Annotated in this window: 12 protein-coding genes and 2 pseudogenes; all 14 read right to left on the bottom strand. The window is 70.9% G+C overall.

Annotated features, from left to right (window positions below):
* Positions 1-1,207: pseudogene (locus FNH08_RS21390) on the bottom strand (putative baseplate assembly protein); the annotation flags it as partial.
* On the bottom strand, positions 1,204-4,347 hold the full coding sequence (locus FNH08_RS21385; protein WP_152773102.1) for a putative baseplate assembly protein: 3,144 nt from the start codon (positions 4,345-4,347) through the stop codon (positions 1,204-1,206). The pseudogene FNH08_RS21390 and the gene FNH08_RS21385, both read right to left, overlap by 4 nt.
* Positions 4,344-4,727 (bottom strand): GPW/gp25 family protein, encoded by a 384-nt coding sequence (locus tag FNH08_RS21380; protein WP_152773101.1) that lies wholly within the window; start codon positions 4,725-4,727, stop codon positions 4,344-4,346. The genes FNH08_RS21385 and FNH08_RS21380 overlap by 4 nt, the downstream gene beginning before the upstream one ends.
* A complete protein-coding gene (locus tag FNH08_RS21375; protein WP_322725018.1) occupies positions 4,724-5,077 on the bottom strand; it encodes a hypothetical protein in 354 nt (117 codons plus the stop codon). Before FNH08_RS21375 ends, FNH08_RS21380 begins: the two co-directional genes overlap by 4 nt.
* Before the next feature lie 19 nt (positions 5,078-5,096).
* Positions 5,097-5,630: a phage baseplate assembly protein V gene (locus FNH08_RS21370; RefSeq protein WP_152773100.1), complete on the bottom strand. Its 534-nt coding sequence runs from the start codon at positions 5,628-5,630 to the stop codon at positions 5,097-5,099.
* Positions 5,631-5,678: 48 nt separating this feature from the next.
* The gene (locus FNH08_RS21365; RefSeq protein WP_322725017.1) at positions 5,679-6,818 is read right to left on the bottom strand and encodes a hypothetical protein; all 1,140 of its coding nucleotides are present in this window, start codon (positions 6,816-6,818) and stop codon (positions 5,679-5,681) included.
* Positions 6,811-7,188, bottom strand: coding sequence for a hypothetical protein (locus FNH08_RS21360; protein ID WP_152773099.1), 378 nt, complete (start codon positions 7,186-7,188; stop codon positions 6,811-6,813). The genes FNH08_RS21365 and FNH08_RS21360 overlap by 8 nt, the downstream gene beginning before the upstream one ends.
* Positions 7,189-7,198: 10 nt before the next feature.
* A complete protein-coding gene (locus tag FNH08_RS21355; RefSeq protein ID WP_322725015.1) occupies positions 7,199-7,900 on the bottom strand; it encodes a hypothetical protein in 702 nt (233 codons plus the stop codon).
* The gene (locus tag FNH08_RS21350) at positions 7,897-8,541 is read right to left on the bottom strand and encodes a hypothetical protein (protein WP_152773098.1); all 645 of its coding nucleotides are present in this window, start codon (positions 8,539-8,541) and stop codon (positions 7,897-7,899) included. Before FNH08_RS21350 ends, FNH08_RS21355 begins: the two co-directional genes overlap by 4 nt.
* Before the next feature lie 28 nt (positions 8,542-8,569).
* Positions 8,570-15,406, bottom strand: coding sequence for an eCIS core domain-containing protein (locus FNH08_RS21345; RefSeq protein WP_152773097.1), 6,837 nt, complete (start codon positions 15,404-15,406; stop codon positions 8,570-8,572).
* Entirely contained in the window at positions 15,403-15,687 is a 285-nt protein-coding gene (locus tag FNH08_RS21340) for a hypothetical protein (protein ID WP_152773096.1), read from the bottom strand. Before FNH08_RS21340 ends, FNH08_RS21345 begins: the two co-directional genes overlap by 4 nt.
* On the bottom strand, positions 15,678-17,705 hold the full coding sequence (locus FNH08_RS21335; protein WP_152773095.1) for an ATP-binding protein: 2,028 nt from the start codon (positions 17,703-17,705) through the stop codon (positions 15,678-15,680). The genes FNH08_RS21340 and FNH08_RS21335 overlap by 10 nt, the downstream gene beginning before the upstream one ends.
* Before the next feature lie 33 nt (positions 17,706-17,738).
* Entirely contained in the window at positions 17,739-18,674 is a 936-nt protein-coding gene (locus FNH08_RS21330) for a DUF4255 domain-containing protein (RefSeq protein WP_152773094.1), read from the bottom strand.
* 49 nt (positions 18,675-18,723) lie between these two features.
* Positions 18,724-18,961, bottom strand: a pseudogene (locus FNH08_RS21325) (hypothetical protein); the annotation flags it as partial.

The raw sequence follows: 18,961 nt of genomic DNA, 5'->3' as shown, positions 1-18,961 counted from the left end.
GGGCGGCCGTGCGGGGGGCGAGGGCGGCCTTCGTCGCCGTCCGGGTGCCAGAAGGCTCTGTGGGTTCGGTCGGCTCCTCGGGCTGCGCGGGTGCCAGCTCCAGGGCGCGCTCGGCGAGTTCCGCGAGCACGGCCTCCAACTGCTCGAACCACGCCGCCACGTCCTCGTACGGCGTGGCCAGCACCTGGGCCTCGCCGAGGCGGGCGACGGGCTCGGCGAGGCGGGCCGCGAGCCGCTCGGGCGACGTGATGGCGTCCAGGTCCGCGCGCAGCGGGGCGAGGACCTGGTCCTCGAAGTCCTCGATCAGCTTGCTGACCGGGCGTGGATTGGGGACCTCAGGGGTGGGCGGCTCCTCGCCGGGCTCGCCCGGCACGGCGGGATCGGCGGTCCAGCGCCGTACCTCGTCGACGAGCTCCTTCAGCGTCGCTGGGGCCGACTTCGGCAGGGAGATCGCCGTGATCTCGTCCTCCCGGTCGACCCGCGTCGTCGCCACAGGCAGCAACTTCCGCTCGCCGCCCGCCTGTTCACCGAAGACGAAGAGCAGTTGGTCGCCGGTCTGGAGGGAGTTGGCGGTTCCCTCGACGAAGAGTTCGGAGCGGCGCTCCAGGTCCTGAGGGGTGACGAGGGAGGGGCGCCTGCGGCGGACCTTCAGCTCGTTCCAGTCCCAGCGGGCCGTGAGGTCACGGCCGGTCTCGAAGGTCTGGGACTCCTCGTCGGCGGAGGCGGGCACGCTGTGGCTGCGTGCCCCGCGCGGGATGACCACGGGCAGGGTCTCGGCACGCTGATCGCGTTCGAGGGTGTAGGCGAGGTGAGTGGCGGCGGCCACGCCGGGGCGCGGCCGGTGGCCGACGAGACGGCCGAGCAGCACCAGCGAGCGGTGTTCGTTGGCGGTGCGGATGTATGCCTCGTCGGCGATCCGCTCGGAGTGGAAGGTGAGCAGGTCACCGAGGACGGCGGTGGCGTCGAGGAGGCCGATCGCCGGGTCGTCGGGCGTGCGGACCGTGAGCCTGTTCAGAGCCGGGTACGCGGGTGAGGCGAGCCGGTCGAGGAGGGCGGCCAGGAAGGAGCCGTACTCGCCGACGCGGTAGTCGAGAGCGGTGCGTCCGGGCGGGTTGTGGAGCGGGGCGGGTGCGAGGCGCTCGTCGTGGCCGCCGCGGCAGGCGCCGCCGCAGCCGCACTCGTCCATCGGGGAATCGGTCGCGGTCATCGGGCACCTCCCAGGGATATCGCCAGCCGGCCGTTCTCCGGCCGGTCCGGGTCGTTGTCGCACGTGGCGATCTCCAGCGGGCCGAGCCGCAGCACGCCGTCCTCCCTCTCTCCGCGGTCCTGCTCGAACAGCCGCCGCAGCCGGGTCACTTGCACGCTCTCCACGCCCGGCACGGCCGCGGCGACGGCCACCAGACGGCTGAGCCGGACGGGTTCGCCGAAGGTCAGCGCGTCCGGGTGGAAGAAGCCGAGCCGCCCGTCCGGCAGCCTGCCGTTGCCGAGTACGCGGTACAGCTCGGCCAGGATCTGCCCGTGCTGGTGGCCGGGCTCGGCGCACACGGTCAGCGCGATGTCGAGCGGCACCAGCTGGGCCGGTCCCACGACGAGGTCGTGGCCGATGCGCCGGTACGCCTCCAGGGCCTGTTCGACGGCGGCGAGCAACTCGCCCGTCGGGCTGCCGGTGCCGTGGGCGTCGATCGCGATGTGGGCCTCCTGGACGCTGCCGGTCCAGCGGATCTCGGCGGCGGCGCGCTGGATGCCCGGTAGTTGGGCGGCGAGGGCCGCGTAGTCGTCGGCGGTGACGGCGCGCAGGCGGGTGCGGCGCAGGTCGAGCGGGGCCAACTGGCGTACCTGCTCGACGGGTTCGGGCTCCGTGCCACCGGTCGCGGGCAGTGGGTTGCGGACGACGGCGACGGGTGCCTCGCCGTCGCCTCCGTCCTCTCCGGCCTGTATCACCAGGTGGTTGATGGCCTCCGCCCCGACGTTGCCCGCGATGCCGCCGCCGAGCCGGTAGCGCAGGGCCAGCCGGGCGCCCGGCGTCGGTTTCGTCCCGTGCCGGCCGTCGCCGAAGCGCAGGGCGAGACGGCCGTCGTCCTCCAGTTCGCCGACGAAGTGCCGGTCGCGCGAGCCGCTGTCGAGCAGGTCACGGCGGGGCTCCCACACGGCTTCCTCGCCGTCGGCGGCACCCTCGTGGAGCCGTACGGCGGGCAGGGCGCGGCGCGGGTCCTGGGTGAGCGCGGAGGTCGCGGAGCCGCGGAGCACGGGCTCATCGGGGTGCAGCCCGGCCGCGTACGCCGGACCCCAGCTGTGGGCGATCTCCCAGGCGATGTGCGGGTCGAGGACCGTGCCCGCGCGGGCCCGTGCCGTGAGGATCTCGACGCGGCGCAGCTTGGTGTCGAGCAACTCGTCGGTGCGGTGCAGGAGTTCCCGCAGGGCACGGACGGGGTGGCGGCGGAGTTCGAGGCGTTCGAGGGTCTTCAGGCCGTAGACGACCGTGAGTTCGGCGATCTCGGCGTCACCGAGTCCGTCGCGGTCACGGGCGCTGCGCCACAGGTCGACGAGCCGCTGCCGTACCCGCCCCGGGATGGCCGCGATCCGCTCGGCCTGTCCTGCGGAGACCGTCCCCGGGTCGGGGAACGGCACCGCCTGCGCGACCGGCACCCGGCCGAGGACGGGCCGGAAGCGGGGCTGGATGCCCGGGTAGACGGACTGGGCGAGCAGTGTGCGCAGGGCGGTGGCCTGGGCGTACGCGGTGCCGGGCACGACGCGTTCGTGCCGCTGCCCGGCCCGCTCCAGGCCGATTCCGGCGCGGGTGGTGACCGGCTCGCCCACGACGTCGAACAGTTCGCGGACGTCGTCGGGGGTGAGTGCCTGTCCGTTCTCCGCCTGGTCCGTGAGGGAGTTGATGAGCCGCGCGGGAGCGTTGCCCTCCTCCGGGTCGTGGCAGCCGAAGGCCGGAGGGTCGCAAGGGGAGACGACGGCGGGTACGGGTGGCACGGTGACGGTCTCGGGGAGCTCGCCCGTGAGGGTGCGGCCGTGGTCGACGAGGACGACGTTGCCGCGGGCCAGGCTCACGTCCTGGACGGGCAGGCAGTCGCGTCCGCCCCGGGTGGTGAGGCAGAACGGGAAGCGGAGGGCGTCCTCGCCCGCCCAGGTGACCTCCAGGACCGGCTGGTCCTCGATGTGGTCGATGCCCGGGGTGACCGAGGTGACGCGTACGGCCTGGCGGTGGGCCGGGTCGGCGTCGCCGCGGGTGCCGGTGCGCGGGCCCCTGACCTCCTCCAGGACGAGCAGGTCGCCGGGCCTGAGGGCGAGTCGGCGGTCGCGGCAGGTCTCCGGGTCGGCCCACTCGTCGCGCAGGGTGGCGGAGGTGGCGCCCTTCGGGAGGGTGCAGATTTCGCCGCCCCAGGTCCACAGGCGGATCGCGTTGTGTGCGGTGCGCAGCTCAAGCGGATCGGTGGGGGCGACCGGTTCGAAGACCTCCACCGAGCCGCGTTCGTCGAGGTCGGCGAGGTCGTGGTCGCCGATGACCGTGCCGGGCTCGGGTCGGTCGTGCGGGTCGAGGGTACGGACGTCCACGGAGGCGAAGCGGTACGTGCCCGGTGCGAGGGTCCGGTCTCCGGCCGTCTCGACGGTGACGTACGCGCGGGCCGTGCAGCCGTCGTGCATCGCGTAGTCGATGAGGCGGACGTGACGCCGTACGGAGACCCGTCGGCGCGCGGTGTCGAGGTAGGCCTCCGTGGCCACCGCGTCCTGCTGGTAGCTGATCTGGTCGCCGGTGTAGGCGAGCAGCTCGACGAGTGTCATGCCCAGGTCGGCGGGGTTGCGCTCCATCCAGTCGGGTGTGGTGAGCGCGAGCCGGTCGAGGAGCAGCTTGCGGATGGTCTCGTAGTCGCGGGCCGTGTAGTCGATGACGGGCGCGTCGGGGAAGGCCGTTTCCTCGGAGGGCTGGTCCTCGCAGTCGAACGGCGTCGGGCAGTCGGGCCGGAAGGAGAAGCCGGCGCTGTGGTAGCGCTGGTCGAAGCCGCGGAAGGGTTCGGTGCCCGGGCGTCCGTACGGGTCGGCCTCCACGAGGGAGAGCCGGTAGCGGGAGGTGTCGCCTGCCCGGTCGAGGGTGACGTAGAGCCGGTCGTCGAGCTCGGGGTCCTCCTCGCGCTCCACGCTGACGTCGAGGGCGGTGATGCCGGTGATACGGCGGCCGCCGTCGACGCGGACGTTCTCGGGGCACAGGCCGTGCGGGGCCTTGCCGAGGAACGTGACGGTGAGCAGCAGTCCGTCGTCGCTGACCTCGACGGCGTCGACGCCGTTGAGCTGGGCGGCCCTGACCTTGGCCCGCCGGGAGGTGGTCGTACCGGTGGTCATGCGGCGGCCCTCCCTTCGAAGACGTCGTCGCGCCGGGCCCCGGTGGCGCGTACGACGTAACTGAGGTACACGCGGACGACATGGTCCTCGCTGACCACGTCGAGGGCCTCCACGTCGATGAGGTCGCCGAGCCAGCGCTGGAGGGATGCCTGCACGGACAGTTCGAGGGTGCTGATCAGCTCGGGGCTGTTCGGGGCGAAGACGAGGTCGAGGAGCCCGCAGCCGAAGTCGGGGCGCATGACGCGCTCGCCGGGGCTGGTGAACAGCAACTGTTCGACGAGGTCGTGGACGTGCTCGCCGTGGCCGGCGTGCGCGGTGCGTCCCCGGCGGTCGGCGCGGAAGGGGAACGCGATGTCGGTGCGGGTGACCGGCTTCGTCATCGTGTGGACACCTCCTGCTGCGCGGCGTTGACGACGGGTGGTCCCTGTGCGACCAGGGCCGCGCTGAAGCACTGGGCCGCGGAGGTGTCGAGCAGCACGGGGGCGCCCGCGACGGTGACACCGCTCGTGGAGGCGGTGAACCGTACGGACAGGCACGGCTGCGGCACACCGTTCACGGTGTGGGTGCAGCCGGCGACGGTGTAGGTGTGAGCGGCGGTGGCTGCCGCCCGGCCGCCGATCAGCACCGCCGGGGACGGCGTGTGCGCCGCTGTGGCGCGCCCCCCGTGCGGGCAGCTGATCACGGTGTCGGCGGCCAGCAGTTTCCCGGATGCCCCGGATGTCCCGGACACGTTCCTCGATCCCCCGTTTCTAGCGCTTCGGTTCCACGGTCAACTGGCCCTCATTGACGATGACCTGGTCGTTCTGGAGTGTGATCCGGGCCCTGCCGGAGGCGATGACGATCGCCCCTTCGGTGATCCGGATGTACGCCCCGTTCTTGGCCTGGAGCAGGATTCCCTCGTCGGTCCCGGCCGCGTCGTTCATCACGATCTTGTGCGCACCCGGCGTCTGCACGACGACGGGCTTGTTCGGCGAGTTGGCGGGCAGTGCGTTCTGCGCGTCCGGCGGCAGTTCTTCAGCCGTTCCGTACCAGCACCCGGTCCACACCGGGAAGCTGGGATCCCCTTGCTCGAACTCCACCCACACACCCGCGCCGGGCGGCGGCACCACGAACTGCCCCGATTGCGGCCCGGTGAACGGCAGGCAGGGCAGCGCCCACGTCGACGGCTCGTTGCCGAGGACGTCCGGGACCTCGACGGTGACGCGGCCGATGCGCAAGGGGTCGTTGTTGCTGACGACCCGGCCGCGGAACTTGCCGAGGTAGCGATTGCTGGGTGCCGCCATGGTGGGGTGCTCCTGGTAAGTGCGTCAAAAATGGCGAAAGTGTTGCAGTTACGGCCGGACGTAGTCGCTGCGGGCTTCGAGGCCCTCTCGGGAGAGGGTGAAGTTCTGCTGGTACGAGCCCGGACGCAGGTTGTGCGTCACGGACTTGACGTAGTAGTCGCCGTCGTACGCGCGTCCGGAGCCGCGTACGCCGACGAGCTGGCGGGGCTGGAGGATGTACCCGTGCCGGTTGACGTCCAGGGACCCGGACCCGGAGACGACGTCGGCGGACACGGCGGCACGGGCGAGGAGTTCGGCCTCGGCCTCCTGGCGCTGCTGCTTGGCGGTGCCGGAGAGGGTCTTGCGCTTGAGGGCGGGAGTGGGCCGCTTGCCGAGAGGCGGGCGCAGCGGACTGATGGGCGGCTGAGGCAGGAGGATGGACTGCCGTGTCTCCGGGTTCTGCCAGCGAGCCTGGGGCTCCTCACGAGCGGTCCCGTCGTACGCGAACGTCAGCTGGTCGACCGTGGAGTTGGCATCCATGTTGACGTTGAGGGCGTGCTGTCGGACGCCGAGGCGGACCTCCGGTCCCCAACGGGCGGACGACTGACCGGCGGTGGGCCCGGGCTCCAGATAGAAGGTGTAGCCGTTGGCCCGGGCGAGCTCGGTGACGTACTGCAGGTCGGTGCTGGTCTGGTAGTGCACACGCAGGTTCTGGTGGGGCGGCTGGGCGATCTTCTCCTGGTAGACGTCAGGCCGGATGCCGTAGTCGGAGTAGCGGCGGAGGATCGCGAGCACGCGCTCGGAGGGCGGCAGGTTGGGGTACGGCGCTGTGCGCTCCTCCAGGTCGAGGAGGAGGGTGAGGTCTTCGCCGGTGACGGTGAGGGTGGAGTGACCGGGCTGATTACTGGCCCCGACCTCGTGACGCACGATCAGCCCGTCGAAGAGCACGTCGGGCGTGCCCTTCACATTGACGGTGACGATGAGCCGGGTCTTGGGATCGAAGAACCCTTCGGGCAGGAGCCGTCGACTGATGATCCCGTTCTTGGTGAGGTCGAAGGCGAGCTGGAAACCACTGCGCTCGCCGGCGGTGGCGGTGATCTGCGCGGAGAGCAACGCCTCGGTGACCTCGGCGGGGACGGGCCGCGCGAGCTTGGGCCCCATGAGGAGCGTGATGTGAACGGGGCCCTGCCCCACGGGCAGATCAAACACGCCGGTCTCCTCGGCTGCCGGGGAAGCCGCCGGCGAGCGGGATGTCGATGACACGTCCGGCGTCGTCCGTCAGCTCGTTCGGGTCGAGCACGGGGTTGGCGTCGGCGATCTGCCACCACTGTCCGGGGTCACCGAAGTAGCGCTGGGCGAGAAGGTCGGGGCGCTCGCCGGCGCCGACGGTGTGGGGCTGGGTGGTGTCGTCGGTGTGGTCGAGCGGGGGCAGCAACCGCCGCTTGGTGTACCGCACTTCGGTCCCGTCGGCCTGACGATGCACCCCGATCTCGGCATCGTGGTACCGGCTGGTGCGGGGATACGGATGGGCACCCGGTATGGCATCCAGGGCGCTCTCGTAGGGCTCGATGTCGGCCATGATGGTGTGCTCAGCCCCTTCCGCTCGGTATGCCGGTTGTTCCGGCGCCGATTCCACTCAGTCCGAGGGCGCCCAGGCTCCCGCCCCGTGCGGCCGCCGCGAGCCGCTCCTTCTGCGCGAGGTGCGCCATGTACAGATCGGCACCGCGGTGCCCGGCGGGCAGGTCGCTGACGGTGAGGATCTTCATCCCGATGCTGAGGGAGGCCCGGATCGGATTGAGATTCACGTCGAAGGCGGACTCGTTGACGGACAGCTCGGTCAGCCGCACGGGCATCACGCGCTTGCTCCCCCAGGTGAAGAGAGTGAGCGGCATCTCGATCGGGCTGATCTCGATGCTCCCCTTCTGCGACAGCCGCATCGCCGCGCGGAGTTGAGCGGTGGTGGGCTGCACGAGCATTTCGAGCGTGGCGAGCTGCGGGTGGATCCCGTCGGGCGCCGCGATCTCGAACTGATCGGTGGCATCGATCTCGGCAGTGAACTTCCAGGTCTCCTGGGCCGGCCCCTTCAGCCGCAGGGCTTCGTTCTTGTCCCCACTCCCGGCGCCTCCGGCTCCGGCATCACTGCTGTCTCCGGCGGACTGCGGGCTCACACTGCGTTCGAGCGTGTCCGGGTTGAACTGGAGCACGATGATCCGCTGGGGGGTGCCGGTGTCGGGGTTGACGACGACGATGCCGGAGCGGATGGGTTTGGGGATGTCGGCGTAGCGGGTCACAGGCGGGCCTCCAACCGGGCGGCCAAAGGCTCGTAGTCGTAGTCCGGGAAGTGGTCAGGGAGGACCTGAAGCATCGCCCTCAGGCTTTCCAGGGTGGAGTCGTACTCTCTGGCGCCCAGCGGCACGTCGGCGAAGAGGTACTGCCAGCCGGTCACGCCCTTCGTGATGACGAGGTTGTCGAGGTAGTCGCGGTAGTCCAGGTCGAGTCTGACGAAGGTGTGGAACCTGTCGAGGAACCAGATCTCCGGGCTCGAGACGCCCGGCAGGAACCTCATGGTGGCCAGTTGTCCGCCTCCGCCCCGTGAGATGTCGTCGAGGATGGAGAGTTCCGAGAGCAGCTTCTCGTCGCTCTTTTCCCAGGCGAAGTCCTTTACCGGAAGCCTGACTTCGCTGCTGGAGTCGATGTTCATGACGTTGAACTCGCCAAAGAGCGGCACATCGTGATCCGCGGCACGCCAGTGCAGGGCCTTGTACCGGTAGGGGAAGTACGCTTCCTTGAGTCTTTCGGAGAGGGGAAATCCTTCCTCAGCCATCAACTCGAAGATCCCCGTCGGATCCTTCTCCGGACCACCCGGACCTACTTCCTCGTACATGACCTCGAAGAACGGCGATTCGCGCACCTCACGGAGGGCCTGGGACAAACGACGGTCATACGGAAACATGCAATCCTCACTTTTCCTTGTGCAGCGGGTCCCAGCCGACCTTGCCCGCGGTCTGCAGCGTTCTCAGCTGGGTGATCGCGTCCTCCAGTTTGAGTAGCGTCCCCGGCCCGCTACCGTCCCGCCGTGCACGCATCGCCGTCACGAAATCTCGCAGGTTGATGAACTGTCCTCCGGACTGCTTGGAGCGCTCATCCACAATGTGCTCTCCCACCGACATGGGGACCTTGAGCCACTTTCTGATCTGCGTGGCCCCGTAGGTGTTGATCCAGAGCTTCCTCTTCTCGTCGAGCTGCGGTGGCTCGAGATCGAGGCCGAGGGATTTCGTGGCGCCCTTCCGCTGCCAGTCACTTCGCTTCGTACCAGTTCCCTTGATCTTGTTGTACTGGCCGAAGGTGGAACGTATGTATGTCGGGATGTCCGCGACGGCCCCGGAGTTGCCGAACTTCACCCTGGACTCGTACCAGATGGGTGCCTTGAACTTGTTCCCGAAGGCTTTCCACGCCGGCTCCTCGATGCCGAGTTCGAGGTCCTTGTTCACCGCGCGGCGGGCCGGCACGAGGTTGTTCTCGGTTCCCTTGCCACCGAGGCGCTCCGGGAGGAGGTGCGCCCTGACCCAGGCTCCGCCCTGCTGGAGCTTGCGCGAGGGATCCGTGATGTAGTCCCAGCCGGGCGGACTGCTGTGGGGCTTGCTGCCCTTCGTGGCGCGCCGCGCGCTGAGGAACTCGGCGCTGATCGTGTTGGCCCTGCCGCCGTGGAAATCGGGCAGTTTCGGCTTCGGCATGTCGTCGATCGCTCCCGGCGCCCCAGGCGGATTGGGGTAGGCCGACGGCTCGGACCGGGGCTCCGAATAGTCTCCGCCCAGCACGGGGCGTGACGGGTTCAGGGATGCCACGACGGTGAACGGATCTCCGCCTACGGGCGTGAGTCCGGTGAGTCGGTAGTGGAGCTTCATCGACCGCAGCAGGCCGAGGAACGGCGAGCGTGGAATACCGGGTTGCATCGCCTTGAACAGCCTGGGCCGGATACGCGCCACGATCTCGCGCAGCCGATCGTCCTTGGAGTCCCTCGAATTCTCGTCCTTCTTCGTCCGGTCCTTGTCCGGCTTGGACTTGGGCCGACCCGGACCGCGCTTGTCGGGGCGTGGCCTGGACCTGCCGGGGCCCTTCTTCTCGTCCTTGGGCCGCGGCCTGCGCGGGCCGTCCCTGTCCGGCCTGGGCCTGCGCGGGCTGTCGCCGTCCTTGCCGTCCTTGTCCTTCGGCTTGGTTGGCGTTCCCTTGCCGTCGTCCTTCGGCTTGTTCGGGTCCTTCGGCTTCGTGGGGTCCTGGTCCTTGGGCTTGCCGGGAGCGTCCTTGTCGCCGTCCTTCGGCCTGCCCGGCGCGTCCTTGTCGTCGTCCTTCGGCTTGGTGCCGGGGACGTCCTTGTCGTCCTTCGGCTTGGTGCCTGGGGCGTCCTTGTCGTCCTTCGGCTTGTCCGGCGTGCTGTCCTTCGGCTTGGGCTTCGCGTCCGTGTCCGTCTTGGGCTTCGGCTGCGGTTCCGGCTTCGGCTTGGGCTTCGGGGCCGGGGTCGGGCGCGTGTCCCGGTTGTCGCCCGGCTTCTCCTTCGCCGACCGGCCCGGCCTGTCCGCCGCGTCCGTGGGCCTCTTGCCGTCGCCGGTCCTGTCGTCCTTGGGCTTGCCCGGAGTCGTGTCCTTGGGCTTGCCCGGAGTCGTGTCCTTGTCCGGTGTCTTCGTGGTGGGCTTCTTCGGGTCCGCCTTGGGGCCGGGCTTCGCGACCGGCTTCGCGCCGGGGCCCGTGGTCTTGCCCGGCTGCGGGGCGGCGGTGGTGGGGCGTGCCGTCGGCACCGTGGACTCCGGCTTGCCGTCGGCGGGGGTCCTGTCCCTCTTGCCGCCCCTGTCGTCGGAGCCGTCGGCGGCGGGCTTCCTCCCGTCGCCCTTGCCGCCCTTGCCCTGGCCCAGCTTTGCCGCGATGTTCTTGAAGCGGCGGCCCACCTTCGCGACGTACTTGCCGATGCCTGACAGCAGGGCCTCGTAGGCCAGTTCCAACAGGGCCACGATGCCCGCCGCGACCGCCTTCGCGAACAGGATGCCCGCGCCTCCGCTGCGGACCGCCTTGAGCCAGTCGAGGACCGCGCCCATCGCGCGCAGGATCTCGCTCAGCGCGCCGATCGCCGTGCGGATGGCGTCGATGACCGCCATCACCCAGCCCGCGCCGGGGATCAGTTTGGCGATGACCTTCGTGATGACGATCTCGCCGATGATGAAGGGGAGTTGGGGGACGATGGCGTCCCAGGTCTCCTTGACTATCTGTTCGAGGGTGATGCCGCCCTTGATCAGTTTGTTGATGACAGCCTTGGGGATGCCGATGATTTCTTCGATCTTGGACTGGAACCATTCCTTGACGGCCGCCTTCACCTCGCGGAAGAGGTGGTTCTTCGCGCCGTCCACGGCGGAGTTCTTGGCGCCGCTCAGCCAGCCGCCCGGGTCGGAGAGGAAGTCGACCGCGATGAGCATGAATTCGCCGAGAGAGTTCAGCAGTCCGGCGGCGAAGTCCAGGACCGCCTTCACCGCCGCCACGATGGCCTTGACGACGTCCAGGAGGGCTTTCTTCAGGATTTCGAGGATGCTGCTCAGGAGCCTTCCGATGGCGTTCAGCAGATCACTGATGGCCTGCTTCAGCATCGTGGCGAGCCGGTTGACGAGGGCGATCGCCGCCTGGATCAGCGACGTGATCAAGTTCCGGATGCGCTTGGCCAGGTCGATGATCGCCCGCACCATCGACTTCGCGAACTCGATCAGATCCGTGATCAGGTTCTTGATCGCGTCGACGATGGCTTTGCGGGCCGCGTTGATCCAGCCCACGACGTTCTTCTTGAAGTCCTGGATGAAGGTGACAACTGCGTCGCGCGCGGCCTTGATGACCGTGACGATCGCGTTCTTGATCTCGATGACCTTCTGTTTGATCCACTCGAAGGCCTTCGTGACCCAGTTGCCCGACTCCTGGGCGGCGTCATCCTTCTTCCCGTTCGCCTCCTTCTCCGCGCTGTCGGCCTTTTCCTTGATCTTCCTATCGCTGCCGTCCTTCTCGGCATTGACCTTGTCGTCTGTCTTCTTCTCCTCGTCCTTGACGTCCTGGCGGACCTTCTCCTGCCGGCCCGTCTTCTTGTCGCCGAGGTTCTTGAGCTCCTTGTCCTGCTCCGCACGCCAGTCCTCGCGCTGGGCGCTGACCTCGGCCGTCGCCTTCTCGCGCTCGCCCGCCTGCGTCTCGGTGTTGGCCGCGATCTCCGCGTCGACCTGCTGCTTGTGCTTCGCCTGCGAGTCACGGAAGTCACGGTCCTTGGCCTGACGGCTCTCGGAGACACCCTTCTGGCCCTCGCTGAACGCCGCCTGGAACTGCGGGCCGCGCTCGTGCTCCGCGACCTCGGAGGCCGCCTCCGGCGGTACGGCACCGGTCGCACCCCCGCCCTCGGCCCCGACGCCCTCGCCGCCACCGCCGCCTTGGCCCGGCACCTTCGCGGTCAGCTGCTCCTTGGGAGCGCTGGGGTAGACCTGATCCTCGCCCATCCCCCGGCCGGCGTCGTCCTGGGCCGTTCCGATGGTCTCCTGGCCCTTGGCGTCGACGTGGCCGCCCTGTTCGCCGGAGGCCTGCTCGGCACCACCCTCCATCTCGACGCCGGGCGCGTTGCCCGCCTGGGCCTGCTTGAGCGCCTCGTCCTTCGTCGGCAGGCCGGCGAACTTCGCGGCCAACTCCTGCTCGTCCACCACGGGTTCGTCGGCGCCGAACGCGCTCGCGATCCCGTTCACGATCTTGCCGCCGATGAAGCCGAGGGCCATCTTGAACGTGTCCCAGCCGCCCGGCTCCTCGGCCTTCTCCGCCTCGATCTGGCCCTCGGGCGGCTTCGCCCCGGTGACCTCGGCGTCCTCCTTGTCCGGCTCCCGCGCCTGCTGGGCCGGATCCTGCGCGTACTGGGCCGGGGCGTCCGTCCTCGGCTTGCCCTCCAGGGTCTGCGGCGCGCCCGCCGGGCGCTGCATCGCGGGCGGGGCGGAGGCGAGCGTCTTGTGTTCGTCGCCGACCGTGCGGTCCACCGCGCCGCCCACGCCGCCCATGGCCCGGAGTGCCTTGTGCGGCTTGAGCTTCGAGGCTGTGGACAGGCCGGCCTCCAGGGAGACACCCGACAGGTTCGGGGCCGGGCCGGAGTCCTTCTTGCCCTTCCCGCGCGCCGGGGCGGCTCCACCGCCGCCTCCGCCACCACGACCGCCGCCTCCGCCCGAGGAACCACGGGACGGAGCCGCCTTGGGGACGGGCGCGGTATCCGGCGCGGTCTCCGGTGCGCCCTTCGCCTCGGGAGCGGCCTTCGGGGTGGCCTGCGGTGCGGGTGCGGGGGCCGACTCCTGTGTGGCGGGCGCCGACTTGGGTGCCGCGGCCGGAGTCTCCGTACGAGCACGGGATTCGGGCGCGCTTCCCTGCGTCCCGCCGCCCGACGTCGCCGTATCCGATGAGCCCGTGGCGCCTGTGGCTCCAGAGGCTCCAGAGGCAGGAGAACCGCCTGATGCTCCCGGTCCGCCCGTACCTCCCGCGGACCCGGCCGTGTCCTGCGCGGTCTGCGCGCTCTCCGGGCCCTGGGAGCCGGAAGCCTCCGAACCGGCGCCGCCCGCCGACTCCTTCGCTCCGTCTTTGCCCTCGGCGCCGGTCTGCGCGGACCGGCCGCCCGTCGCCTGCTGCGACTCCTTCTCCGGCGCCGCCGCGGCCTTGTCGCCGCCTGCCGCCGTGCCCTTCTCCTCCTTGGCGGCCGGTTCCTTGGCCTCACTGCCGCCCTCGGACTTCCCGTCCGCCTTGCCCGGTGCCTCCTGCACCGTCGTCTGCGCCGCGACCGCACCCACCTTCGGGTCGTCACCGGCCTTCGGGTCCCTGGATGCCGTGCTCGGTACGGCCGGCGCCGCGGCCTGCTCCAGAGCGAGACCGCCGAACCCGCCGTCGCCGGCCGGTCCGCCCTCGGTCACCGGTGCCGCCGACTCCGGCTCGTCGGAGACGTCGGACGCCTCCTCGTCGGGCTCGGCCTCCGCCGCCTCGTCCTCCGCGTCCTCCGCGTCCTCCGCGTCCCGCCGTGCCTGCACCTCGTCGGCCCTGGTGGGCGGTGGCGCCGGGAAGGAGGGAGTCGCCGGAGCGGTGGCCGGATCGAGCGTGTCCGCGGTCGGAAGGCCGGACACGTCGAGGTCCTGCTTCGGCAGGAAGTCCTCGGGCTGGAGCTTGATGTCCCAGGCGCTCGGCTCCTCGCCGCCGGCCTCGACCTCCGACTCGCTGCCCGAACCGGCCGTGTCCTCCTCGGTCTCCTCCTCCAGGTCCTCGACGTCCTGGTTGCGCTTCCCCTCCAGCGTGCCGGACCTGCTGGTGAGCTGGGTGTCCTTGCCTGACGTGGCCAGTGCGCCCTTCGGCTTCTCCTGGCCCCGCTTGTCCTGCTGCTTCAGTCGCTGGCCCGCCACCATCGCCTCGGCCGCGCCCGGCCGGTTCTTCGCGGCCGACTCCTCCTTGCTCGCGGCGGGCGTCTCCTCCTGCTCGGTGGTTTCCTTGCCGCCCTTGCCCTGGCCGCCCTTGTCCTTGCCCGCCGCATCCTGGGACTTCTTGTCGCCGCCCTGCTGGCCGACCTGCTGGCCACCCTGCTGTCCGGCCTCCGACTTCCCCCCGGATGCCGCGGACCGCTCCTTCTGGGACGCGGGCGCAGGCGCAGTCGACGCCTCCTGCCCACCACCACCACCGGCACCGGCACCGGCACCGGCCCCTGTCTCTTCCGGCCCCCGAGGCGCTCCCCCACCCTGCGGAGTCGTCCCCTGCTCCGGCGTACCACCGTTCTGTGGGGTACTCCCGGCCGCGTCCTCCTCGGCGGCCCGCTCCTTCTCCGGCCCGGGCGCGAGCCGCGGCCGCTCGTCCGCCGCCTTCCGCTCCTCCGCGTCCCGCAGCTCGTTCTCGCGCTCGGTGCGCACCTGCTCCGCGGTGTCCGGCTCGATCTGCGGGGCGTCGTGCGAGTCGCGCTCCAGGCCGTCCTCGGCGTAGTCGTCGTACGCCTCGATCTCGTCCACGAAGTCGAGCACCCGGTCGTGCTCCGAACCGAGCAACCTACTCTCGAGCCGTGCCAGGACGCTGTCGAGCAACTCGGCCGGCATGCGGGCGAGTTGCTTGCGGGTGCGCTGGGAGAGGTCCTCCGGGTCGCCGCGCAGGGAACGGACGACCGAGTTGGTCAGCCGGTCGACGAGGGTGGCGGGGTCGATCGCCTCCGCGCGGTTCCGGTCGGCGTCCACGGTGGCGTACCGCAGCCAGCCGGGCGTGGCCTGCCCCTCCTCGACCTCCGGGGCGGACTCCTCCGCTCGGGCCGACTCCGTTCGGGCCGACTCCGGACGTACGAGGTCCTGGGCGGCCGACTCCGCCTCCCGCTCGATCGCCTGCTGCGGCAGGCTCACCGCGCCCGGTTCGCGACCGGCCCGCAGGGCCCCGAGGCCGTGCGGGTTCTGGACGGTGTGCAGCAGTTCGTGGGCGAGGAGGCGGCGCCCCTCGTCCGTGCCCGGCAGATACGCGCCCTCGCGGAAGAAGACGTCCTGTCCCACCGCGACCGCGTCCGCGCCGAGCAGATCCGTCAGTTGTCCGGCGTCGCGGCCGGTGTGCAGGCGTACGCGGCTCAGGTCGTGCCCGAGCTGCTCCTCCAACTCCCTCCGCACTCCCGGGTCGAGAGGCTGGCCGGCGCCGCTGACGATGTCCTTCGGTTCCGGAGTACGGGACTTGGCGGCCTGCTCCTTGCGCTTGCGGCGGCGCTGCTCGGCCGACTGCTCGGAACGGCCCGCTTGCGTCGAGGAGGTCATCGCGTCACCTCCCCGTGTCCGCTCAGGCCCTCGTGCACCGCGCGCGCCAGTTCCTGGCCGAGGCGGCGCGCGGACAGACCGGCGGGCAGGGGAGGCAGGCCCGACAGCCCGTCCAGGGTCAGGGGGCCGTCTGCCGCCAGCGGTACACCGTGCTTCTCGACCAGCCGGGTCAGCTCGCGCTCGAATGCGGCTGAGACCCGCTCCGGGTCCACACGGAACCCGTCGAGCACGAGCTCGCCGACCTCCACCCGTATCGCCGAGGGCTCTTGGTTCACACCCATCCCCGCACCTCCGCCGGTGTCAGGGACCGCTCCAGCTTCAGGTACTCCGTACGGGCCGCGGCGAGCATGTGCCGCATCTGGAGCCGGTCGCCCTCCTCGGCCGCGAGGAAGGCGCCCGACAGGGCGATGTTGCGGATCGATCCGCCCGCGACGGTGAGCTGGGCGAGGAGCTCCGGGTCGATGTCCTTCACCGGCGCCTGCGGGGGCAGTACGCGGCGCCAGATCTCGGCGCGCTCGTGTTCGGCGGGGAAGGGGAAGTCGACGACGAAGCGGATACGGCGGAGGAAGGCGTTGTCCAGGGCCTTCTTCATGTTGGTGGTGAGGATGGCGAGGCCGCGGTAGGCCTCCATCCGCATCAGCAGATAGCTGACTTCGAGGTTGGCGTACCGGTCGTGGCTGTCCTTGACCTCACTGCGCTTGCCGAACAGGGCGTCGGCCTCGTCGAACAGGAGCAGTGCGCCGCCGCGTTCGGCCGCGTCGAAGACCCTGCGGAGGTTCTTCTCCGTCTCACCGATGTACTTGCTGACCACCTGGGACAGGTCGACGATGAACAGGTCCAGCCCGAGTTCCTTGGCCATGACCTCGGCGGCCAGCGTCTTGCCCGTACCGGAGCCTCCCGCGAAGAGTGCGGTGACGCCGAGGCCGCGACGCAGGGTCCCGGCGAATCCCCACTCCTGGTGGACCGTCGGGCGCTGCCGCACATGCGCCACGATCTCGCGCAGCACGCTCGTCTGCCGGTCGTGCAGGACCAGGTCGTGCCAGCCCGCCTGGGGTTCGATGCGGCGGCCCAGCTCGTCCATGCCGATCCGGGCCTCGTCGAGACCGGCGCGCCAGGCGAGTCCGGCGGCGTCGAGGTCGTCCTCGTGGGGCAGGTCGCGGCGTACGGAGGCGGCAGCGGACCGTACGACGTGCGGCGGCAGCTGGAACTGGGCGACCAGGGAACGGAGTTCGGCGTCGGCCAGGTCGGTGACGTCCTCGAACGCGGCCGCCCAGAGGCCCAGTTGCTCCTCGTCGTCCAGGCGCGGCACGGCCACGCGGGCGCCGTGCGGTCGTTCCGAGCGCAGTGGGTCCTCGCTCGACACCACCAAGGGTACGGCGGCGCCGGCCAGGAACGCCTCGGTCGCCGCCCGCTGGTCGCGGTCGAGCTCGCCCACCTCGACGAGCAGCGCGGCCGGCAGCAGGATCGCCTCGCGCTGCCACAGCCGGGCGAGCCGGTCGCGTTCGACGGGGTCGGTCGGGACGTCCTCGGCGCCCATCGTGTAGAGCCCGAGCCCGGAGCGGGCGGCAGCGGCGGCGGCGATGTCGGCCCGGCTGCGCAGGTCGCCGCCGGTCACCTGCACCAGCAGCGGCGCGCCGGGGCTCGCGGACGCCGTCCAGCCGGTGGCGACCCGGTTGGCGGCCAGGTCGTACGACGGCGGCAGCGCGTCCGGCACCGGGGTGCGGCGCAGCTGGCCGTGCAGCCGGACGTCCAGGTAGGGCGAGTCCAGCAGGAAGTGCAGGATGCGTTCGTCGAGACGGAGCCGGGACGTCGTCAGGCGTGACTCGTCGTCCAGCTCGATGATCCGCCAGCGCCGCAGGGGTGCCACGGGAGTGAGCGCGCTCCAGTGCGGCTCGGCCAGCGCGGCCAGGGCGAGCGAGAACGTGGGGTGCGCCCGCTCGCGGTCACCGCAGGCGGCGGCGCAGCGGGCCGCTGTGGTGGGTTCCAGTTCCTGGGCGGCGGTGAGGAGGACGAGGTCGCGTTCGAAGGGGGTGAGACCGAAGCAGGCGGCGAGGGCGTCGAGCGGGGCGGTTCCGGGTCCGGCGACCACGGGCACGCCGTCGGGGCTCGTCGGACCCGCTGTTTTCTCGGGGTCGCTGTGGGCCTCGGGGTCGCTGTGGTCCCCGGGTTCGCTGTCGTCCCCGGGGGCCGTGCGTGCCGCGTGGGCGTCGACACGGGCCAGGACGCGGTGGATCTCCGCGGTCAGCGTCACGCCTGTGCCCCGCGCGTCCGCGCCGTCGCCCGGCTCGTACGTTCCCATGTCCTCACCTGCCCCCGTCGTCCCCATGGCGTCTCAGTTCTCCGTACGGTCGTCGCCGCCCGGGCGGGTGGCGGGCTCGCTGTCGGTCTTGGGCCTGCTCGGCTGCGCCTGCTTGCGTGAGCGTGCCGGGGCCTTGGTGACGGTCTTGGCCGCGGTCTTGGCCGCGGTCTTGGCGGTAACCGTCTTGGCGGTCGCCGTCTTGGCCGGGGGCTTCGCCGTGGTCCTCTCGGCGCTCTTCTGGGTCGCCTTGACCGCTGTCCTGGCGGGAGCCTTGACCGGGGCTTCGGTGGCTGCCTCGGGGGGCGCGGCGGCCTCCCCCTTCGCGGTCTCCTTCGCCCCCGGCGGCACCGGCGCACCCGGCGCACCGAACGGCAGCACCCGTACGTCGCTCCGCTCCACCGGCTTCGTCGGCACCGGCGTCTCCTGGCCTTCGATGAAGACGAGTGCGGCCTGGTACACCACCGAGAGGGCGTACGGCGTCTGGTAGAGCATCCCCCACAGCTTCGAGGTCTCGTCGATGTCCATCACCGTCGGTGTGAACCGCACGCGCTGCGCCGCCTCGGCGAGGTCGCTGCCCGCCAGGTAGGGCTTCTCACCGGCCCGTTCGATGACGTCCTTCGGCAGGATCGGTGTCTCGTGCAGGGTGCGCACCACGGCGCCGATCAGCCGCTGTCCGACCAGCTCCGACTCGTCGCCGTACGCGCTGATCAGATAGTGCAGGTCGAGGGCGGCGGCCGGTCGCTTGCGCAGGGTGCCGTCGGCGGCACGGGTCGGCAGGTCGTTGTTGCGCTGCGAGACGTTGGGCGTGACCTGGTAGCAGAACACCGAGATGGTGGGCTCGGCCGGCGGCTCCGCCGGTGGTTTGCCCAGTTCCATCTTGACGGCCTCGTCGAACTCCGGTCGCAGATGTGACGCGATCAGCACGGAGAGGGCCTGGGTGACATGGGCGATGGCGAGTGCGTTGCTCATGACGTCGGTTCCTCAGTCCCTCTGCTCGCTCTGCTCCAGTTGGTCCGGCTCATGTGCGCCCCCGTGCCAGGTACTCGGCGAGGCTCACGGTCGCCTCCGGGCGGCCCGGCGGCTCCGTGCGCCGTCTGCCGCCGCCCGGCGTGGGCGACGACGCCGTCACCTCGAGCCGCCCGATCTGCACCTGGACCACCTGCTCCGGCGAGCGTCCGGGCCGCCGGGCCGCGGCCTGTCGTACGGCGTCGCGTGCTGCCGCCGTGTCCGCCGCGCTGGGACGCAGTGCGGCGGAC

It is taken from the genome of Streptomyces spongiae (assembly GCF_009377185.1).
Classification (GTDB): Bacteria; Actinomycetota; Actinomycetes; order Streptomycetales; family Streptomycetaceae; genus Streptomyces; species Streptomyces spongiae.
Note: the sequence above shows the minus strand (reverse complement) of the source record. Positions and strands in the feature narration are given on the sequence as shown.